We start from the raw sequence: 21,282 nt of genomic DNA, 5'->3' as shown, positions 1-21,282 counted from the left end.
CGCCAAAGCGCGCCCGCTGACCAGCCGATGGTTCTCTTCGAAGAAGTGCAGAAATCCTATGACGGCGAGACACTTGTCGTAAAAAACCTCAATCTCCGCCTCGAGCGGGGAGAATTCATGACCATGCTCGGACCGTCCGGGTCCGGAAAGACCACCTGCCTGATGATGGTCGCCGGCTTCGAACCGGCCACGCACGGCGAAATCTATCTCGACGGCCAGCCCATCAACAGCGTCCCGCCGCACAAGCGTGGCATCGGGATGGTTTTTCAAAACTACGCGCTGTTTCCCCATCTCACGATCGCCGAAAACCTCTCTTTTCCGCTCGAGGTGCGCGGTTTCGACAAGGCCGAACGCGAGAAGAAGGTTCAGCGCGCGCTCGACATGGTGCAAATGGGCGAAGGCGGCTTTCACGGCCGCCGACCGGCTCAGCTGTCCGGCGGCCAGCAGCAACGCGTGGCGCTCGCCCGCGCACTGGTGTTCGAACCGGAACTGGTCCTGATGGACGAGCCGCTCGGCGCGCTCGACAAACAACTGCGCGAACACATGCAGTTCGAAATCAAGCACCTGCACGAATCGCTCGGCGTCAGCGTGATCTACGTCACCCACGACCAGAGCGAAGCACTGACGATGTCGGACCGGGTCGCCGTCTTCAATGACGGCGTCATCCAGCAACTCGCCTCGCCCGAGGTGCTCTACGAAAAGCCGGAAAACAGCTTCGTCGCCCAGTTCATCGGCGAGAACAACACGCTTGTCGGCAAGATACGATCGATCAATGACGGCATCGCGCGGGTTCTTCTGAACGACGGCGAGGAGGTCATGGCGCTAGCAATCAATGCCGGCCCCGGCGAGCGCACCCAGCTTTCCATCCGGCCCGAGCGTGTCGAGATCGATCCCGACGAAAGCGTCACGGATCACACGGTGACGGGACGCGTCGAAGAGGTGATCTATCTCGGCGACCATATCCGCACCCGCATGACGGTCGCCGGCAACAGCGCCTTCGTGGTCAAGACACGCAACCGGCTCGGCGCGCGCCGCTTCAAGGCCGGCGAAAGCGTGCGGGTCGGGTGGGCGACCGAGGATTGCCGGGCCCTCGACCACGGCGACTGAGTGCCCGGCGCGGGCGCGGTCCGAACAGGTCATCCGGCGGACCTTGAGAGAAAGAAAAACCAGCGTCGGACACAAACTCGATGTGTCTTTCATCCCGAAGTCAAAGCAGAAAAAAATCAAAGGAAGGTGTCAGTATGAAACGGGTTCTGATCTTAACCGGCACGGCCGCGGCGATCGCGCTTGGCGGCGCGATTGCGCAGGACAAACAACTGACGATCGTCTCGTGGGGCGGTGCCTATTCGAAATCCCAGATCGAGGCCTACCACAAGCCCTATACCGAAAAGACCGGCGTGGAGATCCTCAATGAGGACAAATCGGCCAACGCGCTCGCCGGCATTCGCGCCCAGGTCGAGGCCGGCAACGTGACCTGGGACGTGGTCGACATGCTGCAGGCCGACGCCCAGCGCGCCTGCGACGAGGGTCTGGTGATGGAAGTGCCGCACGACGAGTGGCTCAAGGCCGCACCGGACGGCACGCCAGCCTCCGAAGACTTCATCGAAGGCACGCTCGGCCCGTGCTTCATCCCGCAGATCCTCTACGCCACCATGTTCGCCTACAATACCGAGGCGTTCCCCGACGGCGGCCCGCAGACGGTCGAGGATGTGTGGGACGTGGAAAAATTCCCCGGCACCCGGGCGCTGCAGCAGATTCCGCAGAAGAACCTCGAATGGGCGCTGCTCGCCGACGGGGTGGAGACCGACAAGGTTTACGAGGTGCTCGCCACCAAGGAGGGCCAGGACCGGGCCTTCGCCAAGCTCGACGAGATCAAGGACAACGTGATCTGGTGGTCGGAAGGCGCGCAGCCGCCGCAAATGCTGGCCGACAAGGAAGCGGTGATCGCCACCGCCTATAATGGCCGCATCTTCAACGCGCAGGTCAACGAGGACCAGCCGTTCGAGATCATGTGGGACCACCAGATGTTCGAAACCGACGGCTGGGTGGTGCCGGTCGATACCGGTAATCTCGACACGATCAAGGACTATCTGGCGTTCGCGACCGACACCCAGCGCCTCGCCGACCAGGCCAAGTACATCTCCTACGGTCCGGCGCGCAAATCTTCCGCGCCGCTGGTGGGTATGCTCGAGGGTACGGATATCGACATGAAGCCGCACATGCCGACCAATCCGACGAATCTCGAGACCGCGATCCCGTTCGATGTCCAGTTCTGGGCCGATTACGGCGACGCGCTTGAAGAGCGTTTCAACGCCTGGGTCGCCGGCTGACCCCAAAACGGCGGCGGGGCGCCAGCGCGCCCCGCCCGCTTCGCCGCCGCATCCCGAACCCGACCGGACGGACCCATGGCATCGTCACGAAAGACTTCCCGCGAGCCGATCCTCGCAGCCGACGGCACACCTTTGAAGCAGGCGCTGCGCCGCTCTCAAAAGGCCGAAAGGCGCCGGGCCTTCGCGCTGGTGGCGCCGTTGCTGATCTTTCTCTTGATCGTGTTCGTCGTGCCGATCCTGGCGATGATCTGGCGCTCGGTCTACAATCCCGAGATCCGGGGTTACCTGCCGCAGACCGCGGCCGCGCTTCAGCAATGGGACGGTCAGGACGTGCCGCCGGAACCCGTGTTCCAGGCCATGGCCGCCGACATGATCGTCGGCATCGAGAACCGCACGATCGGCCGCGCCGCCGCGCGTATCAACCGCGAAATCCCGGGCGCGCGCAGCACCGTGATGCGCACCGCCCGCCAGGTTGACGAATGGTCGGCGCCCTATCGCGAAAAATTCCTCGACGCCGACGCCGACTGGGCCAATCCGGAACTGTGGCGCATCCTGAAGCGCGAATCGCGCCTTTTGACGCCGACCTACTATCTGCTGGCCGTCGACTACGAATACAATTCCCAGGGCGAGATCGCGCCGCGTCCAGAAGTCTACCAGGTCTATAAGGGGCTGTTTTTCCGCACCGCCTGGATGAGCATCCTGATCACGCTGATCTGCGTGGTGCTGGCCTATCCGATCTCCTACATGCTGGCGACGCAGCCGGCGCGGATCGCCAATCTGCTTTTGATCCTGGTGCTGCTGCCGTTCTGGACCTCGCTGCTGGTGCGCACCTCGGCATGGATCGTGCTGTTGCAGCAGCAGGGCGTCATCAATGAGCTGCTGGTGGCGGTCGGCATTATCGGCGACGACGGCCGGCTGCGCATGATCTACAACCGAACCGGCACGATCGTGGCCATGACGCATATCCTCCTGCCCTTCATGGTGCTGCCGCTCTATTCGGTGATGAAGACCATCCCGCCGAGCTACCTCAGGGCGGCGAAATCGCTCGGTGCGCATCCGTTCCGCGCCTGGTGGCGGGTCTATTTCCCGCTCACCATTCCGGGCCTGGCGGCCGGCTGCATTCTCGTGTTCATCCTGGCGATCGGCTACTATATCACGCCGGCCCTGGTAGGCGGCGACAGCGGCATCTTCATCTCCAACCTGATCGCGCAGAACATGCAGGGATCGAGCGCCCAGCTCAAGCTGGCGGCCGCGCTGGCCACCATCCTGCTGGTCGCGGTGCTGATCGTGTACTGGGTGTTCAACAAGCTGGTCGGCGTCGACCGGTTGAAGTTCGGATAGGAGGCACCCATGGCCCTGCCGTCATACGCAACGCCGGTCGAGCGCATCTGGCACTACGCCTTCAATATTATCTGCGGGCTGATCTTCTTTTTCCTGATCGCGCCGATCATCGTCATCATTCCGCTCGCCTTCAACGCCGAACCCTATTTCACCTTCACGCGCGAGATGCTGACCTTTAATCCGGACGGCTATTCCCTGCGCTGGTTCAACAATCTGTTCGGTTCGACGGAATGGATGAGTTCGATCCGCAATTCCTTCATCATCTCGATCGCCTCGACGATCCTGGCGACCGCGCTCGGCACGCTGGCAGCGCTCGGGCTGAACCGGCCCAGCATGCCGGCACGCGGCTTGATCACCGCCGTGCTGATCTCGCCGATGATCGTGCCGTTGATCATCACGGCCGCCGCCTTGTTCAGCTTTTTCGCCCGCGCCGGCCTGTCACAGACCTTCCCCGGCATCATCCTCAGCCATGTCGTGCTCGGCACGCCGTTCGTGGTGCTGACCGTGACGGCCTCGCTCGCCGGCTTCAACGAGACGCTGATCCGCGCCTCGCAAAGCCTCGGTGCCAACCAGACGCGCACCTTCTTCAAGGTGATCCTGCCGCTGCTTTTGCCCGGCGTGATCTCCGGCGCGCTGTTTGCCTTTGTCACCTCGCTCGACGAAGTCGTCATCGTCAACTTCATGGCCGGCCCGGAACAGACGCCGATGACGGTGCGGATGTTCTCCGGCCTGCGCGAGGAAATCAGCCCGACGATCCTGGCGCTCGCGAGCCTGCTGGTGGCGCTGTCGATCCTGCTCTTGAGCACGCTGGAAATGATCCGGCGCCGCAATGAGCGGCTGCGCGGCATGTCGCCGGGCTGACGGAAGCCCGATCATCCGAGGGGAGCGCGGCGCGCACGGACGATAAAGTCTCGGCGCGTCGCGCCGTTTGGCGCCAGGGCCGCGCGATGACGGGCTTCATAGATTTCGTCGGAACCGCCCCGCCCGATCCGCTTTTTCCGCTTGATCGTCACCGCAATCGACCGCACTGTCGCCGCCCGGCTTGCGCAGCCGCCTCGGCCGGCGCTACGATGAGACTGGATGGTTCTATTTCATAACATTATTGGAGGAAACTCACCATGAACCCATCGGGCGAGATTGCGATCGTCACAGGCGGCGGCTCGGGACTGGGCGAGGCGACGGCAAGGGCGCTCGCCGCCAAGGGCGCCAAGATCGCCATTCTCGACGTCGGCATGGAGCGCGCGCAAAAAGTCGCCGACGAACTCGGCGGCATCGCGGTGCGCTGCGACGTTTCCAGCGCCGAGAGCGGAGAAGCCGCGATCGCGGAGGTGGCCGACACGCTGGGCGGGCCGCGCATCCTGGTCAATTGCGCCGGCATCGCGATTGCCATGAAGACCACCGGCAAGGAGGGCGCGCATTCGCTCGACGCCTATCGCAAGGTGATCGAAGTCAATCTGATCGGCACGTTCAATATGATCCGGCTTTTCGCCGTGCGCTGCGAGAAGCTGGAGCCGCTCGACGGCGGCGAGCGCGGCGTGATCATCAACACCGCGTCCGTGGCGGCGTTCGACGGGCAGGTCGGCCAGGTAGCCTACTCCTCCTCCAAGGGCGGCGTGGTCGGCCTGACCCTGCCGGTTGCGCGCGACCTGTCGCGCGCCGGCATCAGGGTGTGCACGATCGCGCCAGGCATTTTCCGCACCCCGATGATGGCGGGCCTGCCGGAAGAGGCGCAGCAATCGCTCGGTCAGCAGGTGCCCTTCCCGCCGCGCCTGGGCGAGCCTTCGGAATATGCCGCGCTCGCCTGCCACATCGTGGACAACCAGATGCTCAACGGCGAGACCATCCGCCTCGACGGCGCGATCCGCATGGCGCCCCGCTGAACCGGAGCGGCGGGCGATGGAGGTCACGCAGCGCACCGGACCGCTCGCCGGCCTCAAGGTCGTCGAGATGGCGGGGATCGGCCCGGTACCGCTCGCCGGCCTCCTGCTCGCCGAAATGGGGGCGCAGGTCCTGCGCGTCGAGCGTCTGCGCGCCGGGCGCCCGTTCCTGAGCATCCCGGAGGCCTTCGATCTCGACCGCCACGGCCGCGACACGCTCAAGATCGATCTCAAACACGCCGAGGGCGTGGCACTGGTGCGCCGCCTCGCCGCCGGCGCCGACATCGTCATCGAAGGCTACCGACCCGGCGTCATGGAACGGCTGGGGTTGGGGCCGGACGTGCTGTGCGCCGACAATGCCGGGCTCGTCTATGGGCGCATGACCGGTTTCGGTCAGGACGGGCCGCTCGCCGGACGGGCCGGGCACGACCTGACCTATCTGGCCCTGTCCGGCGTCCTGCACGCGATCGGTCCCAGAAACGGCAAGCCGCTGCCTCCCCTCAACCTCGTCGCCGACTATGGCGGCGGGACGATGTTTCTGATCGCGGGCGTGCTGGCCGCCTTGGTGGCGCGGGGGCGCACCGGCAAAGGCCAGGTTGTGGACGCGGCGATGATCGACGGCGCCTCCATGCTCGCGGCACCGTTCTTCGCCTTCATGGCGGCCGGCATCTGGCAGGCCAGACGCGGCGCCAATCTGCTCGATTCCGGCTGCCCGTTCTACGACACCTACGAGACGGCCGATGACAAACATGTCGCCGTCGCCTGTCTGGAGCCGCAATTCTTCGCCGAATTCGCGCGCCTGCTGCCGCTCGCGGAGGGCCTGGCCAAGGCGCAGTACGACACCGCGCGCTGGGACGAGATGCGCGCCGCGATCGCCGCCAGGCTGAAATCCAAATCCCGCGACCACTGGGCGGCCCTGTTCGAAGACAGCGACGCCTGCGTGGCGCCGGTGCTGTCGCTTGCCGAAGCGCCGACGCATCCGCACAACCGGGCGCGGGCGACCCATATCAAGACCGGCGGCCTGACTCGGCCCGGCCCCGCTCCCCGCTTCTCCGAAACCCCGTCCGCGCCGCGCGGGCCGGTGGCCAAACGGCCTGCCGCCGCTATTTTGGGCGATTTCGGCATCGAGGCGGCCAGAGCCGCCCCTCTTGTCGACGCGGGCATTCTCGATGCATGAACGGCAGCAACAATGCGACCGCTTCGCGGGACAAAAATGACCGAGAAGAAATTCGATCCGATCCGTGAAACCGATGCCGCATCGATCCGGCTCGCCAGCACGCTGATCCGCACGGCCCGCTTCGGCGCGCTGGCCGTGCTCGACCCAAAGACCGGAGCGCCCTCGGCCAGCCGGGTGGCGACGGCGACCGATCTTGACGGTACGCCGCTGATCCTGGTCTCGGCCTTGTCCGGCCATACCGCCGGGCTGATGGCCGATCCGCGCTGCTCGTTGCTGCTCGGCGAGCCAGGCAAGGGCGACCCGCTCGCCCATCCGCGCATCACGCTTAGCTGTCGCGCCGAAAAGCTCGACCGCAACGCCCCAGAGGGCACGCGCGCCCGCCGCCGCTACCTCAACCGGCATCCGAAAGCGAAGCTTTATGCCGATTTCGGCGATTTTTCCTTTTTCAGGCTTGCCCCCCAGGGCGCCAGCCTGAATGGCGGTTTTGCCAGGGCCTATGTCCTGGCGCGGGCCGACCTCGTCGCCGACCATTCCGCCAATGCGGCCCTCGCCGATACCGAACAGGGCGCGATCGACCACATGAACGCCGACCACGGCGACGCGGTCGCGGCCTATGCCCGCCATTTCGCCGGCGTCAAGGACCGGCGCGCCTGGCTTTTGACCGGCATCGATGCCGAAGGGCTGGATATCGCCGCCGGCGACGAGAGCCGGCGGATTTTCTTCGCCAGCCCGCTGGCGGACGCCGCCGATTTGCGCGGCGTGCTTGTCGACATGGCAAAAACGGCGCGTAACCACGACGCATCCACGACTTCGTGAGGCCAAGCGGCATTATTTGACGCACCTGCGCTTTCGTCCGCTACGAATCTGGACTAACTTCATTGATACAGGGGGTAACGGCTGGGTATGGGGCACCCGGTTGGATCGTTTTCCGATCCTGGCTTCCTGAAACAACGATCAGATCAATCCCCTCGCAGGAGGCGGACATTGGCACCAGTACAACTCTTGGCTCATGCCGACACCGCAGCAGAATTCCTAACCGCTTTCGCAAACAGCAAGCGAATACAGATCATGTGCGAAATCCTCGGGCGCGAATTGCCGGTCGGGGTGATCGCCTCAAAGGTCGGGCTCAGCCAGTCCGCGCTCTCGCAGCATCTGGCGCGCCTGCGCAATCTCGGTCTAGTGCACACGCGCCGCGACAAGCAGACCATCTACTATTCCTGCGGGTCCGACGACGTTAGAAGGTTGTTCAAGGCCCTCGACGACATTTTCGCAGACGAAGACGAGAGCGCGGTTTCCGAGCAGCGCTGACCGGCTCAAATGCCCCGGCTTAGGCGCCCCAGCATAGGCACTCCGGCGCGACGGGCCCGGTTCACAGTTTTGCCGATTTGGCCGATGATCGGATTTTGCTACCGATTCCGGATCTCCCCGCATGCCAGCCCAGATCATTCCCGTCGACGATCCGGCCGATCCCCGGCTCGCCGCCTATCGCGACATCCGCGAACGCGATTTGGTCGGCCGGCAGGGCCGTTTCATCGCCGAAGGCAAGGTGGTGCTCAACGTCCTGTTGCGCCAAAGCCGGTTCGAGACCGAATCGCTGCTCTTGCTGGAAAACCGGCTCGCCGGTGTCGCCGGGCTGATCGAGGCCGCGCCCGACGGCGTGCCGGCCTATGTCTGTCCGGCCGCCGTGCTCGACGCGGTGGCGGGCTTCCACGTCCATCGTGGCATTCTGGGGCTCGGCCGCCGGGGCCCGGCGCGCGACCTAGATACGGCACTCGGCGCGCTCGGAGACAACGCGCTGGTGGTCGTGTTGGCCGGGCTTGCCAATCACGACAATATCGGCGCCATCTTCCGCAACGCCGCCGCCTTCGAAGCCGACCTGATCGTTCTCGACGAAACCGCGGGCGACCCGCTCTACCGCAAGGCGATCCGGGTCTCGGTCGGCGCGGCGCTGAAGGTGCCGTTCGTGCGGGCCGGTGCCGTGGAGGAGATAGTCGACCGTCTTTCCGGAAACGGCTTCGACTGCCTGGCCTTGTCACCGTCCGGCGGCACGGCCATCGGCGCATACCGGCCCAACCGGCGTCGGGCGCTGTTTTTCGGCAGCGAGGGTCCCGGACTGCCGGAACCGGTCATGCGCTCGATGCGCACGGTGCGCATCCCGATGTCGGACAGTTTCGACAGCCTGAACGTGGCCGCCGCCTCCGCCATCGCCCTGCACCGGCTCTGGCACGGCGCGGGCTCAGCGGACTGAGGCCGCTTCCTTCAGGGCGCGTACACGCTCGGCGAGGCTGGTCGCCGGCGCCCCCTTGGACGGCGTCCCTTCGCCGGCCTTGGCCAGTTCCTCGCCGATCGGCGAGTCGGGGCCATCGAGCATCTCGGTCAGCTTGACAACTTCGGCGGCGAGATCGTTGATCTGCTCGCGCAGCAGCGCGTTTTCGCGACGCTGCTCGTCCCAATCGTCGGAGCGGGCGCGCGCATGGGTCGACAATTCGGTTTTGAGCTTGCGGTTTTCGCGCAAGACGAGTTTCATGCGTTCCTCGAGCCGGGCGCGCTGCTCGTCGACCCTGGCAACCGCCTTCTCGACATCGCCGCCGGTCGCTCCCGACAGCAGCGTCGACATCTGCAATGTCAGATCGGCGATTTCGGCTTCGAGTTGGACCCGGTTCTTTTCCGATTCGGCAAGCTCGGCACTGAGATCGCTTTCCGTCTTGGACGAGCCCTTGAGCTGCCCGCGCAGCCGGGCGAGTTCCTTCTCGCGCCGGTCGAGCTTGTCTTCGCGATCGCTCAACGTCGTGGTCAGTCGCTCCAGCTTCTTTTCCAACCCGCCGCTCTTCTTCTTCTCCGCCCGCAGGCTGTCCTGCAAACTCTTGCTTTCGGCGACCGCCTCGCGCAGGCGCCGCTCGGCGTCCTTCCGCTGCTCGCGCAGGGTGCCGACGTCGCCGGAGACGCGCTCGAAATCCGCTTCGCGCGCGACCAGTTCGATCTGTCGGTTGCTGGCGGTCAGGCTGGCCTCGTCATACATGCGTCCGAGCTTGTCGAGCTCGACCGCCTTGTCCTCGATATCGCGCTCGGTCTCCGCCAGCCGCTCGCCGAGGCGCTGCAGGCGGTCCTCACGCTGGCGCAACTCGTCGCGCAGCTCGCCGGCCTGCTTTTCCAGCGCGGTGATCGCATCGTTCTTCTCCGCGCGCTCGGCAGCCAGTTTCTTGAGCTGCTCGTGATTGCGGTTGATTTCGATGATCTGGTTGGCGGCCTTGTCGCGGAACGTCTGAATGCTCATTTCCAGACGCCGGGTCGACATGGCGAACTCCGCGCGCATGCGATCCTTGTCGGCCTCGATCTCGCCCAGCGTCAAAGGCACCGACGCCTCGATCCGTTTTCGGGTCAGCGCGACGGCGCGCCGCCACAGCGCGGGCGCGATCATCAGCGCGAGAAAGGCCGCGCACAAAAAACCCAGTGAGAAGAACAGTGTGGATTCGATCAAGACCGGCCGCCCTGCCAAGCTTCAAGTCGCGATTGCACGCAGGCAAGATGCCACGACGGCGTCGTCACGATCCATAGTGCATGCGCGTTTACTTTGCCTTAACGTTAAGGCCGAGCGCAGCCCGCCGGCCCGATAGAGATCAGAACGGGTTCCAGGTCGGACGCTGGGTGAGCTTTAGATAGCCGACATTGACGCCGAGCCGGGCACCGACGCCGGTGCGCACAGGGATCAGCAGCATGTCGCCATGCTTGAGCACGTTGAACCCCACGCCCGCAACGACATAGGCCGAGCCGGCCACACCGACGAAACGGCGGAAAAGACCGTCGATCGTCTGCAGGTCGTAGACCAGCATCATGGTGCGCGAGCCCTGGCCGCCGAAATCCCAGCCAATCGAAGGTCCCTGCCAGAACACCGGGTGGTCGCCAGCATTCTTGGTGTAGAGGTTGCCTTCGCCATAGGTCAGCCCGCCGACAAGGGCACCGGAACCCTCCTCGCCCAGAATATAGCCATTGGGGGTGCCATAGGCGGAAAAGATCTTCTCGATCACCGCGGCAAGACCGCCCGAGGTCGCGCCGAAGAAACGATGCCCCGAATCGACGATTTCCTGGGCCGTGTACCCCTCCTGCGCGACAGCGGCCGGAGACGGCGCCATCACCAGCGCGGCCATGGCGACGAATGCCGCGGCGAATATCTGCCGGACCGTCGTCCGGGGCTTTTGCAAAAATCTCAAATCGGTCTCCCTTGCGGAGCGGCGTGAACGAGGGTTGGCGCCGACTGGCGCCGGACGGCGGCGCTCAGGCGGGCGCGCCGGGCCATGAACGGCCGAAGCATCGCGGTTCGGCGAGCCTCATAATTGACGAAACCTGGTTACCAAACGTTTTCCAAGCCGCAACTAAGCGAACGAAGATGGCGCTTCAAAGGCCGGAACCAGCGCCGGCGTGCCTCCGCCTTTGTTGCAGCGGCCGCGACCATGTGTAACGAAACGGACCGGCATGGAACCGGTGATTCGCGCCGGGCATCCGCTTGCCGACACGGGCGTTATTTCAGGCGGGACCGGCGCGGCAAGCCACGGCGTTCCGTATGCGCGAGGAGAAACGGTCAATGTCCGAACTGTTCACACTTTCCGCTCCCGACCTGGCAGCTCTTTTGTGCAGCCGCGTCTGTCACGACATCATCTCGCCGGTCGGCGCCATCAATAACGGCCTGGAACTCCTCGACGAAGGCGGCGCAGACGAAGATGCCATGGCGCTGATCCGCCAGAGCGCCCGAACCGCCTCGGCACGGCTGCAATATGCGCGCATCGCCTTCGGCGCGGCGGGATCGGCAGGCATGCAGATCGACACCGGCGACGCGGCCTCGGTAGCGGCGGCGTTTTTCGCCAATGAAAAACCCGAGCTCGAATGGAACGGCGCGCGGGCGCTGCTGCCCAAGAACAAGGTCAAGCTGCTGTTGAACCTGTTGATGGTCGCAGCCGGCGCCATTCCGCGCGGCGGCCGCCTTGCGGTCGACCTGGCCGAGCTGGAAACCAACCCGCGCTTCACCATCAAGGCGAGCGGGCCGATGGTGCGCGTGCCGCCGAAATTCCTTGAGATGCACTCGGGAACCAAACCCGAGGAGCCGATCGACGCCCATGCCGTGCAGCCCTACTACACCTTGCTGCTGGCGCGCGAGGCCGGCATGACGATCTCGATCCGCGCCACGGCCGACGACGTGACCCTGACGGCCGCCTGACCGGCCAGGCCAGGCCAAACCCGATCCCGGCGACGGTTCAAATTTTAGGTCCCGGTTAGGCCAATTCCTTTACGATCCCGTTCTAGGATGCAGTCGGGGTAGCCGGCATGCCGGCATTTTGGGCCGCAATCAGGGATTGGGACGATGAAGCGCTGCATGATCATCGACGACTCCAGCATTATCCGCAAAGTCGTCAATCGGATTTTGGGAAGCCAGGACACCGTGGTCGTAGAGGCTTCCAACGGCACCGACGCCCTGGCGATGTGCGCCACGCAAATGCCCGACACGATCATCGTCGACTGCGTGCTGCCCGACATGGCCTCCAGCGACTTCATCCGCGACGTCAAGGCCCTGCCCGCTGGCAAGAACGTGCGCATCCTGATCTCGATCCTGGAATTCGATATCGGAACCATCATGCGCGCCAAGCGCGCCGGGGCGAATGGCTACATGTTCAAGCCGTTCAACCGGGCGCAGCTCGTCGAGCGGTTTCGCGAATTGCAGGAAGCCGCGTAGGCCGGCCGCGCCCGCCTGTCCGCAGCCGTTGGCACCGTGTCGGCGGGATTTCCGACCTTTGGGCATGCGGCTCGACCTGTGTCCCGCTCCCGTAAAAGGGCCGGTCGCGTTCTGAGACCTGCAACGAATTGAAACCCGGTACGGAACGAAAAATGCCCGGCATGGCCGGGCATCGTCTCGGATCGTGAGGCCCGTCCCGGTCAGGCGCTGGCGCGTACTTCCTCGGGTTCGCGCAGCACATACCCACGCCCCCAGACCGTCTCGATGAAGTTCTGGCCGCCGGAGGCCGCGTCGAGCTTCTTGCGCAATTTGCAGATGAAGACGTCGATGATCTTCAGTTCCGGCTCGTCCATGCCGCCGTAAAGGTGGTTGAGGAACATCTCCTTGGTGAGCGTCGTGCCCTTGCGCAGGGAGAGAAGCTCCAGCATCTGATATTCCTTGCCGGTCAGATGCACGCGCTGGCCGCCGACCTCCACCGTCTTGGCGTCGAGATTGACGATCAGGTCGCCGGTGGTGATGACGGACTGGGCATGGCCCTTCGAGCGGCGCACGATGGCGTGGATGCGTGCCACCAACTCGTCCTTGTGGAACGGCTTGGTCATATAATCGTCGGCACCGAAGCCGAGGCCGCGAACCTTGTCCTCGATGCCGGCGAGACCCGACAGGATGAGGATCGGCGTCTTGACCTTGGAAAGCCGCAGCGTGCGCAAGACCTCGTAGCCGGACATGTCCGGAAGATTCAGGTCGAGCAGGATGATGTCGTAGTCGTAGAGCTTGCCAAGGTCGACACCTTCTTCACCGAGATCGGTGGTGTAGACGTTGAAGCTCTCCGACTTGAGCATCAACTCGATGCTCTGCGCCGTGGCACCATCATCTTCGATCAAAAGGACGCGCATCTCATTCCCCTTCTCTGCCGCCCGACCGCCGTCGCGGCTCGACCGTCCCGGGAGCAGCCATTACGTGAATCGGAGGCTGCCAGCAAATGGTTAACAAAATCTGATTCAGTCTGGCAAGCGCAGGCCAAACGTTGAGCACGTTTTGTCACCGTCTTGAATCCACACATGAATCTTCGATCACACTCGTTAATGTTCTGGCTTAGAAAACCGACATAAGCGACTCAGGCGACTCAGCTTGTCGGTTTCGTCTCCGGCGAACCAGGTTTCTTTACCCGGCCTTAAGCCCTCCCCACTATGATTAACGGTGCCCGTAAACGAATGGTTACCGCGACAGAGAAAGTTGAGGATATCTGTGGTGGCGGCCGCGACCGGGGGGACGCGCGACGAGTTCGATGCGCGCGATCGTGAGTAGCGTAGTGTGGAGTGTGGGTTATGAAATCACGTGGAAACCTGGTGCGACTGAAACAGTTCAAGGTCAGTGAAGCCCGCCGGCAATTGGCTCAGATCGATGCGATGATCGCAGATTTCGACCGTATGGCCTCTGAATTGGACGCCCAGATCCTGCACGAGGAAAAGAAGTCCGGCATCACCGATACGTCGCATTTCGCCTATCCCACCTTCGCCAAGGCGGCCCGTCAGCGCCGGGACAACCTCAACAACTCGCGGCTCGACCTGATCGAGCAAAAGGCCAATGCAGAGGCGGCGCTGGCCGAGGCGGAAGCCGAACTCGCCAAGGCCGAACAACTCGAGACGCGCGACACACGCGTACGCGAGGCCGAAAACGAACTGCGCCGCGCCATCGTCGGCTGATCCTGGCACCAGAACCGCCACGCCTCCCGCTCCCCGGCGGGCGGACGTTTTTTCCCGATGCTACGCTCAACAGACCCGCCGCGTGCGGTCTCACCGCATGGCGCGGCTGTCCCTGCCGTCATTGCTGGCTTATAGGGCGGGGATGCGTTATCTGCTGCCCGTTCTGCTTTTTGCCGCGACCTTGTGCTTTGCGCTCGGGATCGTCCTGCCGCTCCTGCGCGTCGACAGGCTGCTGGTGTTCACCGAGGAGCCGTCTCTCGTCGGCCTGGTCTTCGGCCTGTGGACCGCGGGCGACTGGCTGCTGGCCCTGCTTGTCGGGCTGTTTTCGATCGCCTTGCCGACGCTGAAGCTCGGATTGCTGCATGTCGCCGCCTATGCCGGCGACGGCGCGCACCGGTCAGTGCCGCGCTGGTTGGCAGCCCTGTCCAATTGGTCGATGCTGGATGTGGTTTTGGTCGCCCTGGTGATTTTCGCCGCCAAGACCAGCGGTCTGGCCGCAGCCGCAGCCCAGCCCGGCCTTTGGTTTTTCGCCGCGTCGGTGGTGTTGACGGCGACGGCGGCGGCGCTTGTGCGCCACCGGTGACGGCAACCGGACAATCTAGTGGCGATATTGCTGGATACGCGTGGTACGCAGGCCCGCCAGGCCGTATTCGTCGATCGACGCCTGCCAGGACAGGAACTCCTCGACGGTCAGCTTGTAGCGCTGACAGGCCTCGTCGAGGCTGAGCAGACCACCGCGAACCGCCGCCACGACCTCCGCCTTGCGGCGGATCACCCAGCGCCTCGTGTTCGAAGGCGGCAGGTCGGCAATGGTGAGCGGGCTGCCGTCTGGCCCAATAACGTACTTAACGCGAGGTCTAACCAGCTCGGTCATTGCACTCTCTGAACTACTCACTCAAACACTAATCCTCACCAGACTAGACCCACAGCTTTAAAAAAGCGCTAAACGTTCCACACCGCCCTGTTGCGAAACGAGACTGGATAAAACTTGAGCGTTTTGGGCCCATTCGGCGGACGCGACCAGCATTGTCCGCTCTACCCCGCCGCCGACTGGCGATAGCGGTCCGCTTGACCTATCTAAGGGGTGTTGGCATTACCGCCGCGACTTCGAACGACGAGCCGTATCGATCATGAACAGTCTCGACCTTCCGGGCCGCCCGCAAGATACACGCGTCGTCGTGGCGATGTCGGGCGGCGTCGATTCCTCCGTCGTCGCCGGGCTGTTGAAACGCGAAGGCTACGACGTCGTCGGAATCACGCTGCAACTCTACGATCATGGCGAGGCCGCGCACCGGGCCGGGTCGTGCTGCGCCGGCCGGGACATCGAGGACGCGCGGCGCGTGGCGGCAACGCTCGACGTGCCGCATTACGTGCTCAATTACGAAAAGCGTTTCCGCGAGGCCGTGATCGCTCCCTTCGCAGCCAGCTATCTGTCCGGCGAAACGCCTATTCCCTGCGTGGCCTGCAACCAGACGGTCAAGTTCGCCGACCTTCTGGCGACCGCGCGCGAGCTCGGCGCCGACGCGCTCGCCACTGGACACTATATCCGCTCGCGCGCCAACGGTGCGCACAGGGCACTGTACCGCCCGGCCGATGCCGATCGCGACCAGAGCTATTTCCTGTTCGCCACCACCCAGGAGCAGGTCGATTATCTGCGCTTTCCGCTCGGCGGCATGGCCAAGAACGCGGTGCGCGCGATGGCCGAGGAGATGGGGCTCAGCGTTTCGGGCAAGCAGGACAGCCAGGATATCTGCTTCGTGCCGCAGGGCCGCTACGCCGACATCATCGCCCGGCTGAAGCCTGAAGCGGCCACGCAAGGCGACATCGTCCATATCGACGGGCGCACGCTCGGCCGTCATGAAGGCATCGTCAACTACACGATCGGGCAGCGTCGCGGCATCGGGATCGCGGCCGGCGAGCCGCTTTACGTCGTCGAGCTCGACGCACAGAGCGCACGCGTGATCGTGGGACCGCGCGAGGCGCTCGAAACCCGCCAGGTGACGCTGCGCGATTTCAACTGGCTGGGCGACGGCGCGCCCGAGACCCTGCCGGCCGAAGGCATGGAGGTCTTCGCCCGCGTGCGCTCGACGCGACCGCCGGGGCCGGCCGTCCTGCACTGGCGCGACGGCGCGGCGGTGGTGGAGCTTCTCGACGGCGAGACCGGCGTGGCGCCAGGACAGGCCTGCGTGCTTTATTCCGACCCCGGCGATGAAGCGCGGGTGTATGGCGGCGGCTTCATCGAACGCTCGCGCCGCGCGGACGAGGCCGAAGCCGCCCTGGCGCGCCTGCGCACCGTGTCGGCGCATGGCTGAGTGAACAGCCGGCGCAGCGCGTCGGCGCGATCGCCCACTCTAATCGTGAATGACCGTTCCGGCGGTCAGTATTTTCAGAACCGTGACCGCTTCCTCGCCGGTCGTGCGCGGTTCGGCGCGCGTGTCGAGACAGTCGATGAAATGCTCCAGTTCGCGGGTCAGCGGCATGCCCTGCTGCACCTCGACATAAGACGGCTCGTTGGCCGTGAACGCCCACTGGCCGGAATCCTGCCACACCGCATGGCGGTAGACGGCGAGCTTGCGCTCCCAGGGCTCGACATCGTCGAACACCGCCATCGCCTTGGTGCCCACGACCGTCAGCCGCCTTTCCCGGTAGGGATTGAGACGCGAGGTGAACAGATGGCCGCGCACGCCACCGGGAAAAAGCATGTGCAGATGCGCAAAATCGCTCAGATTGTCGAGGATCGCGGCCCCTTCTCCGCGCACTTCCAGCGGCGCGGTGCCGGTAATGGCCAGGATCATCGACAAATCGTGTGGGGCGAGATCCCACAGCGCGTCGTTTTCGGTGTGGAACTTGCCCAAGCCGAGCCGATGCGAGTGGATATATCTGACTTCGCCGAGCTCGCCCTTGTCGATCAGCGCCTTCAGGGTCTCGAAGGCGGGATGGAAGCGCAGCACATGGCCGACCATGAAGACGCGGCCATGCGCGCGCGCCGCGGCGACGGTGCGCTCGGCGTCGGCAACGGTCAGCGCGATCGGCTTTTCGACCAGTACGTCCTTGCCCGCCGTGACCAGCCGTTCGGCGAACTCGGCATGGTATTGCGGCGGCAGCGCCAAAACCACCGCGTCGACATCATCGCGCCGGTGGAGCTCGTCCGGCGCGATGGCCAGACATTCCTGTTCGCTGGCAAAACCTTCCGCACGCGCGCCGTTGGCGTCCGAGACGGCATGAAGGACGCCGAGCTTCTTGAGAGTCCGGATGTGGTTGCTCCCCCAGTAACCGCATCCAAGAACTGCAATACGTGGCGCCATATGACACTAGCCTGACAGGTTTGGCCTGACATATCCATCGCCCGGCGCGAACTCAACCCCTACGGCCCGTTTGAAGACACGCCGCCGGCGACCGCCATCCGCCGCGCGGACGCGACGGCAATCGACCCGCCCGCCGGCATGCCCGGCTCAGGCGAGCGTGTAGGCGGTCTTCACCGTCGTGTAGAACTCGGCCGCGTAACGGCCCTGCTCGCGCGGCCCGTAGCTGGAGCCCTTGCGTCCGCCGAACGGCACGTGGAAATCGACGCCGGCGGTCGGCAGATTGACCATCACCATGCCGGCCTCTGCATTGCGCTTGAAATGCGTGGCGTGCTTCAGGCTGGTGGTACAGATGCCTGCGGAAAGCCCAAAGGGCGTATCGTTGGCAACCGACAGCGCTTCCTCGTAATCCTTCACCCGAATGACCGAGGCCACCGGCCCGAAAATCTCCTCGCGCGAGATACGCATGGTGTTGCTGGCCTCGGTGAACAGCGCCGGCTGCAGGTAAAATCCCGGCGTCTCGCGGTTGAGGCGCTCGCCGCCGAAGGCGAGCTTGGCGCCCTCGTCGCGACCGATGGCGATGTACTTCTCGTCCTGCGCCAACTGATTCTCGTCGACCACCGGGCCGATCTGCGTGCCCTCTTTGAGCGCGTTGTCGACCACCAGCGCGCGCAGCTTTTCGGTCGCGGCCTCGACGAAGCGGTCGTGAATGCCTTGCGTCACCACCAGCCGCGAGGAGGCGGTGCAGCGCTGGCCGGTGGAAAAGAAGGCACCGTTGACGGCGCAGTCGACGGCGGTCGCCAGATCGGCGTCGTCGAGCACGACCAGCGGGTTCTTGCCGCCCATCTCGAGCTGCACCTTGCGCATGTGTTTTGCGCAGGCGGCCGCCACACGTGCGCCTGTCGCCACCGAACCGGTAAAGGTGATGGCATCGACGTCGGGGCTGTCGAGCATGGCCTGGCCGACGACGGAGCCCTTGCCCATGACAAGATTGAGCACGCCCTTGGGCAGGCCGGCGCGATGGAGAATGTCGACGATCGCCCAGGCGCAGCCCGGCACCAGTTCGGCCGGCTTGAACACGACCGTGTTGCCGTAGCACAGCGCCGGCGCGATCTTCCAGGCTGGGATGGCAATCGGAAAATTCCACGGCGTGATGATGCCGACGACACCGACCGCCTCGCGGGTGATCTCCACCCCGACGCCGGGCCGGACCGACGGCACGGTCTCGCCCGCCAGTCTAAGCGCTTCGCCAGCGAAGAACTCGAAAACCTGACCGGCGCGCACCGTTTCGCCGACACCCTCCGGAAGCGTTTTCCCTTCCTCGCGGGCCAGCAGCCGGCCGAGTTCGTCCTTGCGGGCGAAAATCTCGTCGGCCGTCTTGCGCAGGATCGCATGACGCTCCATCAGGCCGGAACGCGACCAGGCGGGGAACGCTGCCCGCGCGGCGTGGATGGCGCCGGCAGCCTGATCGCCGTTGGCGCCCGCATAGTGGCCGATGACATCGTTCGTATCGGACGGGTTGATGTTGGCCACTCCTTCGCCGTCCACCCAAACGCCGTCGATGAGGTTGCGATGCAGTTCCGCCATAGTCTGTTCCTGTCCTGTTCTTTCCAGCTCGGTCCGCTGTCATGTGCGCGCCCTTTAGCGCGGATTTCCGGCTCTGCGTCAACGGGAGATGTGGCGGCAGGGCGCGCTGCCGATACGGCAACGCCGCTCGGGGCCCGAAACCGGCGATCCTGGCGACCTATCGAGCGGCGCCGCTGAGGAACGCAACACACATGTCGACGGCGGCAAGACGCTCCTGCCGGTCCGGATGCGTCTTCAGCAAGGCTTCTCCCAACATAAAGGATTGGGCAATCGCGGCGCGGCGGCGCGCCTCACCACCGGAAAAACCGAGCGCGCCCATCAATTCGAGGAAAAATTCGGCCCGCATCTCGTCGACCTTGCGCACCGTTTCGGCGGCGAGCTTCTCGCGCCGCGCCCAGGAGCGCACCGCAAGCTCGATGTCGGCGCCGTGCTTGTCGGGCGGCGTGTTGGCCGGCAGCGACAACAGCCGCGCCAGCCGCTCCTTGCCGGTGCCCTCCTCCGAGCGGGCCCAGCGCGTCACCTGAATGGTGGCGCGGTCCATCCAATGTTCCAGCACGCGCTCGACCAGATGCTGGCGATTGCGGAAATGCCAGTAAAAGCTGCCCTTGGTGACGCCGATCTCGCGCGCCAGTTCCTCGACCCGGATGTCGTCGAAATTCGCCTTGGCGATATGCCGGAAGGCCGCGTCGATCCATTCGCGCTCCGTCAGCCGGTTGCCGCCGGCGGCGGAACTGCGAAGACTGGGCTCGTTTCGATCGGACGTAATCGACATGAAGGCACCGACGGCAATTGGCATTTTCGGCCATGATTGCAATGACCATACGCAACCGTATTGACATGTTTTATGCTTTACGGCAACGTTTGGAAAATAAACAGAAAATAACATACGCTACCGTATAGGAACTTTTCGCAATGCAACATTCCAGGCGAGTGTATTTGTGCATTGCAGCGTGCGCCGGGCCCGACTTCATGCCACGGATAGCGCGCCGGGTTCGGCCTCGACGCCGGCCTAGACCATAGGGCAGCGCCCCGCAGGAGGCGGGACGCGCTCAAAGCAACAGGGAGGTCTTCGATGAAAGTGAAATTCGCGCTTGCCGGGCTTTGCGGCCTTTTCGCCGCGACGCCGGCCCTTGCCGACATCTCGGTCTGCATCACCGTTTCGGCCACCGGCCCGGCGGCCTCGCTCGGCGTGCCGGAAAACAACACCATCCCCATGCTGCCCAAGGAAGTGGCCGGCGAGGCAATCAACTACACCTCCTTCGACGACGCGACCGATCCGACGGCGGCGGTCAAGAACGTGCGCAAATGCATCGAGGAGCAGAAGGCCGACCTTCTGATTGGCTCGTCGACGACGCCCACGACGATCGCGGTCGCCGGCGTTGCGGCCGAGACCAAGACGCCGGTGCTCACGCTTGCCCCCGTCGGCCTGCCGGAGGAATCGGAGGTCTGGGCGTTCCGTACGCCGCAGCCGGTTAGCCAGATGGCGGGCGCGCTGGTGGAACACATGACCGCGAACGGGGTCAAGACGCTCGGCTTCATCGGTTATGCCGACGGCTACGGCGAATTGTGGCTGAACGTCATGAACAAGGCGCTCGAAGGCACCGGCATCACGATGGAGCCGATCGAGCGTTTCGCGCGCAACGACACCAGCGTGACCGGCCAGGTGCTGAAGCTGGTGGCGGCCCGGCCCGACGCGGTGCTGGTGGTGGCCTCGGGCACGCCGGCGGCCCTGCCCAACCTGGCACTGGCCGAGCGCGGCTATGAAGGCCAGATCTACCACACCCACGGCTCGGCCAGCCTCGACTTCATCCGGGTCGCCGGCGCCTCGGCCGAAGGCAGCATCCTGCCTGTCGGCCCGGTCGTGGTCGCCGCCCAGTTGCCCGATTCCCATCCCTCGAAGGCGCTCGGCGTCGAATACACCAAGGCCTACGAGGCCGCGCATGGCGAAGGCTCGCTGTCGTCCTTCGGCGGCCATATGTTCGATGCCGGCCAGATCATCCTGGCAACCGTGCCGGTCGCCCTGGAAAGGAGCGCGCCGGGCAGCGAGGAGTTCCGCGCCGCGCTGCGCGACGCGCTGGAAAACATGAACGAGGTCGCGGGCGTGCACGGCGTCTTCAACACCTCGCCGGACGACCATTACGGGCATGACGAGCGCAGCCGCGTGCTGGTGAGGGTCGAGAACGGGGCTTGGAAATATATGGAATAGGCCTCGTCATGGTCGCCACGGCGAGGAGTTCCGG

Annotated in this window: 22 protein-coding genes; 15 read left to right on the top strand and 7 right to left on the bottom strand. The window is 64.7% G+C overall.

Annotation, left to right across the window (positions count from 1 at the left end; translation table 11 throughout):
* Positions 1-27 precede the first annotated feature (27 nt).
* From EP380_RS01460 to EP380_RS01420, 9 genes are all read left to right on the top strand, one after another.
* The gene (locus tag EP380_RS01460) at positions 28-1,107 is read left to right on the top strand and encodes an ABC transporter ATP-binding protein (protein ID WP_106572190.1); all 1,080 of its coding nucleotides are present in this window, start codon (positions 28-30) and stop codon (positions 1,105-1,107) included.
* 134 nt (positions 1,108-1,241) lie between these two features.
* The gene (locus EP380_RS01455; protein WP_127595815.1) at positions 1,242-2,330 is read left to right on the top strand and encodes an ABC transporter substrate-binding protein; all 1,089 of its coding nucleotides are present in this window, start codon (positions 1,242-1,244) and stop codon (positions 2,328-2,330) included.
* Positions 2,331-2,405: 75 nt separating this feature from the next.
* On the top strand, positions 2,406-3,671 hold the full coding sequence (locus EP380_RS01450) for an ABC transporter permease (RefSeq protein WP_106572188.1): 1,266 nt from the start codon (positions 2,406-2,408) through the stop codon (positions 3,669-3,671).
* Between the two features lie 9 nt (positions 3,672-3,680).
* Positions 3,681-4,532 carry an ABC transporter permease gene (locus EP380_RS01445; protein WP_106572187.1) on the top strand — a complete coding sequence of 284 codons (852 nt, stop codon included), beginning with the start codon at positions 3,681-3,683 and terminating at the stop codon, positions 4,530-4,532.
* A gap of 257 nt (positions 4,533-4,789) precedes the next feature.
* A complete protein-coding gene (locus EP380_RS01440; RefSeq protein ID WP_106572186.1) occupies positions 4,790-5,551 on the top strand; it encodes a 3-hydroxyacyl-CoA dehydrogenase in 762 nt (253 codons plus the stop codon).
* A gap of 16 nt (positions 5,552-5,567) precedes the next feature.
* Positions 5,568-6,725, top strand: a complete 1,158-nt coding sequence (locus tag EP380_RS01435) for a CaiB/BaiF CoA transferase family protein (RefSeq protein ID WP_127595812.1) — start codon at positions 5,568-5,570, stop codon at positions 6,723-6,725.
* 36 nt (positions 6,726-6,761) lie between these two features.
* On the top strand, positions 6,762-7,541 hold the full coding sequence (locus tag EP380_RS01430; protein WP_127595809.1) for a HugZ family pyridoxamine 5'-phosphate oxidase: 780 nt from the start codon (positions 6,762-6,764) through the stop codon (positions 7,539-7,541).
* 168 nt (positions 7,542-7,709) lie between these two features.
* The gene (locus tag EP380_RS01425) at positions 7,710-8,033 is read left to right on the top strand and encodes an ArsR/SmtB family transcription factor (RefSeq protein ID WP_106572183.1); all 324 of its coding nucleotides are present in this window, start codon (positions 7,710-7,712) and stop codon (positions 8,031-8,033) included.
* Between the two features lie 121 nt (positions 8,034-8,154).
* Entirely contained in the window at positions 8,155-8,973 is an 819-nt protein-coding gene (locus EP380_RS01420; protein ID WP_127595806.1) for a TrmH family RNA methyltransferase, read from the top strand.
* Here EP380_RS01420 and EP380_RS01415 read toward each other — a convergent pair.
* Both EP380_RS01415 and EP380_RS01410 read right to left on the bottom strand, forming a co-directional pair.
* Positions 8,962-10,203 carry a coiled-coil domain-containing protein gene (locus EP380_RS01415; RefSeq protein WP_106572181.1) on the bottom strand — a complete coding sequence of 414 codons (1,242 nt, stop codon included), beginning with the start codon at positions 10,201-10,203 and terminating at the stop codon, positions 8,962-8,964. The two genes, EP380_RS01420 and EP380_RS01415, sit on opposite strands and share 12 nt — an antisense overlap.
* Positions 10,204-10,342: 139 nt before the next feature.
* Complete coding sequence (locus EP380_RS01410) at positions 10,343-10,870, bottom strand: DUF1134 domain-containing protein (protein WP_106572279.1); 528 nt, start codon at positions 10,868-10,870, stop codon at positions 10,343-10,345.
* A 434-nt stretch (positions 10,871-11,304) separates the two neighbouring features.
* Here EP380_RS01410 and chpT point away from each other — a divergent pair, with 434 nt between their 5' ends.
* Positions 11,305-11,934, top strand: coding sequence for a histidine phosphotransferase ChpT (chpT, locus tag EP380_RS01405; RefSeq protein WP_127595803.1), 630 nt, complete (start codon positions 11,305-11,307; stop codon positions 11,932-11,934).
* 144 nt (positions 11,935-12,078) lie between these two features.
* Positions 12,079-12,447, top strand: a complete 369-nt coding sequence (locus EP380_RS01400; RefSeq protein WP_106572179.1) for a response regulator — start codon at positions 12,079-12,081, stop codon at positions 12,445-12,447.
* Positions 12,448-12,647: 200 nt separating this feature from the next.
* Here the strand turns inward: EP380_RS01400 and ctrA are convergent, their stop codons facing one another.
* Positions 12,648-13,343, bottom strand: coding sequence for a response regulator transcription factor CtrA (ctrA, locus tag EP380_RS01395; protein ID WP_106572178.1), 696 nt, complete (start codon positions 13,341-13,343; stop codon positions 12,648-12,650).
* Between the two features lie 432 nt (positions 13,344-13,775).
* Here ctrA and EP380_RS01390 point away from each other — a divergent pair, with 432 nt between their 5' ends.
* Positions 13,776-14,153 (top strand): flagellar export protein FliJ, encoded by a 378-nt coding sequence (locus tag EP380_RS01390; RefSeq protein WP_106572177.1) that lies wholly within the window; start codon positions 13,776-13,778, stop codon positions 14,151-14,153.
* A gap of 142 nt (positions 14,154-14,295) precedes the next feature.
* A complete protein-coding gene (locus EP380_RS01385) occupies positions 14,296-14,736 on the top strand; it encodes a paraquat-inducible protein A (protein ID WP_106572176.1) in 441 nt (146 codons plus the stop codon).
* Between the two features lie 15 nt (positions 14,737-14,751).
* On the opposite strand, the gene sciP is transcribed toward EP380_RS01385, so the two are convergent.
* A complete protein-coding gene (gene sciP, locus EP380_RS01380) occupies positions 14,752-15,027 on the bottom strand; it encodes a CtrA inhibitor SciP (protein ID WP_106572175.1) in 276 nt (91 codons plus the stop codon).
* Positions 15,028-15,283: 256 nt separating this feature from the next.
* On the opposite strand from sciP, the gene mnmA reads away from it, so the two are divergent.
* Positions 15,284-16,465, top strand: coding sequence for a tRNA 2-thiouridine(34) synthase MnmA (mnmA, locus tag EP380_RS01375; protein WP_127595800.1), 1,182 nt, complete (start codon positions 15,284-15,286; stop codon positions 16,463-16,465).
* 39 nt (positions 16,466-16,504) lie between these two features.
* Here mnmA and EP380_RS01370 read toward each other — a convergent pair whose 3' ends face one another.
* From EP380_RS01370 to EP380_RS01360, 3 genes are all read right to left on the bottom strand, one after another.
* Entirely contained in the window at positions 16,505-17,458 is a 954-nt protein-coding gene (locus tag EP380_RS01370) for a Gfo/Idh/MocA family protein (protein ID WP_106572173.1), read from the bottom strand.
* Between the two features lie 147 nt (positions 17,459-17,605).
* Positions 17,606-19,042 carry an aldehyde dehydrogenase family protein gene (locus EP380_RS01365; protein WP_127595797.1) on the bottom strand — a complete coding sequence of 479 codons (1,437 nt, stop codon included), beginning with the start codon at positions 19,040-19,042 and terminating at the stop codon, positions 17,606-17,608.
* Positions 19,043-19,199: 157 nt separating this feature from the next.
* A complete protein-coding gene (locus EP380_RS01360; RefSeq protein ID WP_158264391.1) occupies positions 19,200-19,814 on the bottom strand; it encodes a TetR/AcrR family transcriptional regulator in 615 nt (204 codons plus the stop codon).
* Positions 19,815-20,114: 300 nt separating this feature from the next.
* Here EP380_RS01360 and EP380_RS01355 point away from each other — a divergent pair, with 300 nt between their 5' ends.
* Positions 20,115-21,248 (top strand): ABC transporter substrate-binding protein, encoded by a 1,134-nt coding sequence (locus EP380_RS01355; RefSeq protein ID WP_127595794.1) that lies wholly within the window; start codon positions 20,115-20,117, stop codon positions 21,246-21,248.
* The last annotated feature ends 34 nt before the right edge of the window (positions 21,249-21,282 follow it).

Origin of the sequence: Nitratireductor alexandrii (genome assembly GCF_004000215.1) — a bacterium.
In the GTDB taxonomy this organism is placed as follows: domain Bacteria; phylum Pseudomonadota; class Alphaproteobacteria; order Rhizobiales; family Rhizobiaceae; genus Mangrovimarina; species Mangrovimarina alexandrii.
Note: the sequence above shows the minus strand (reverse complement) of the source record. Positions and strands in the feature narration are given on the sequence as shown.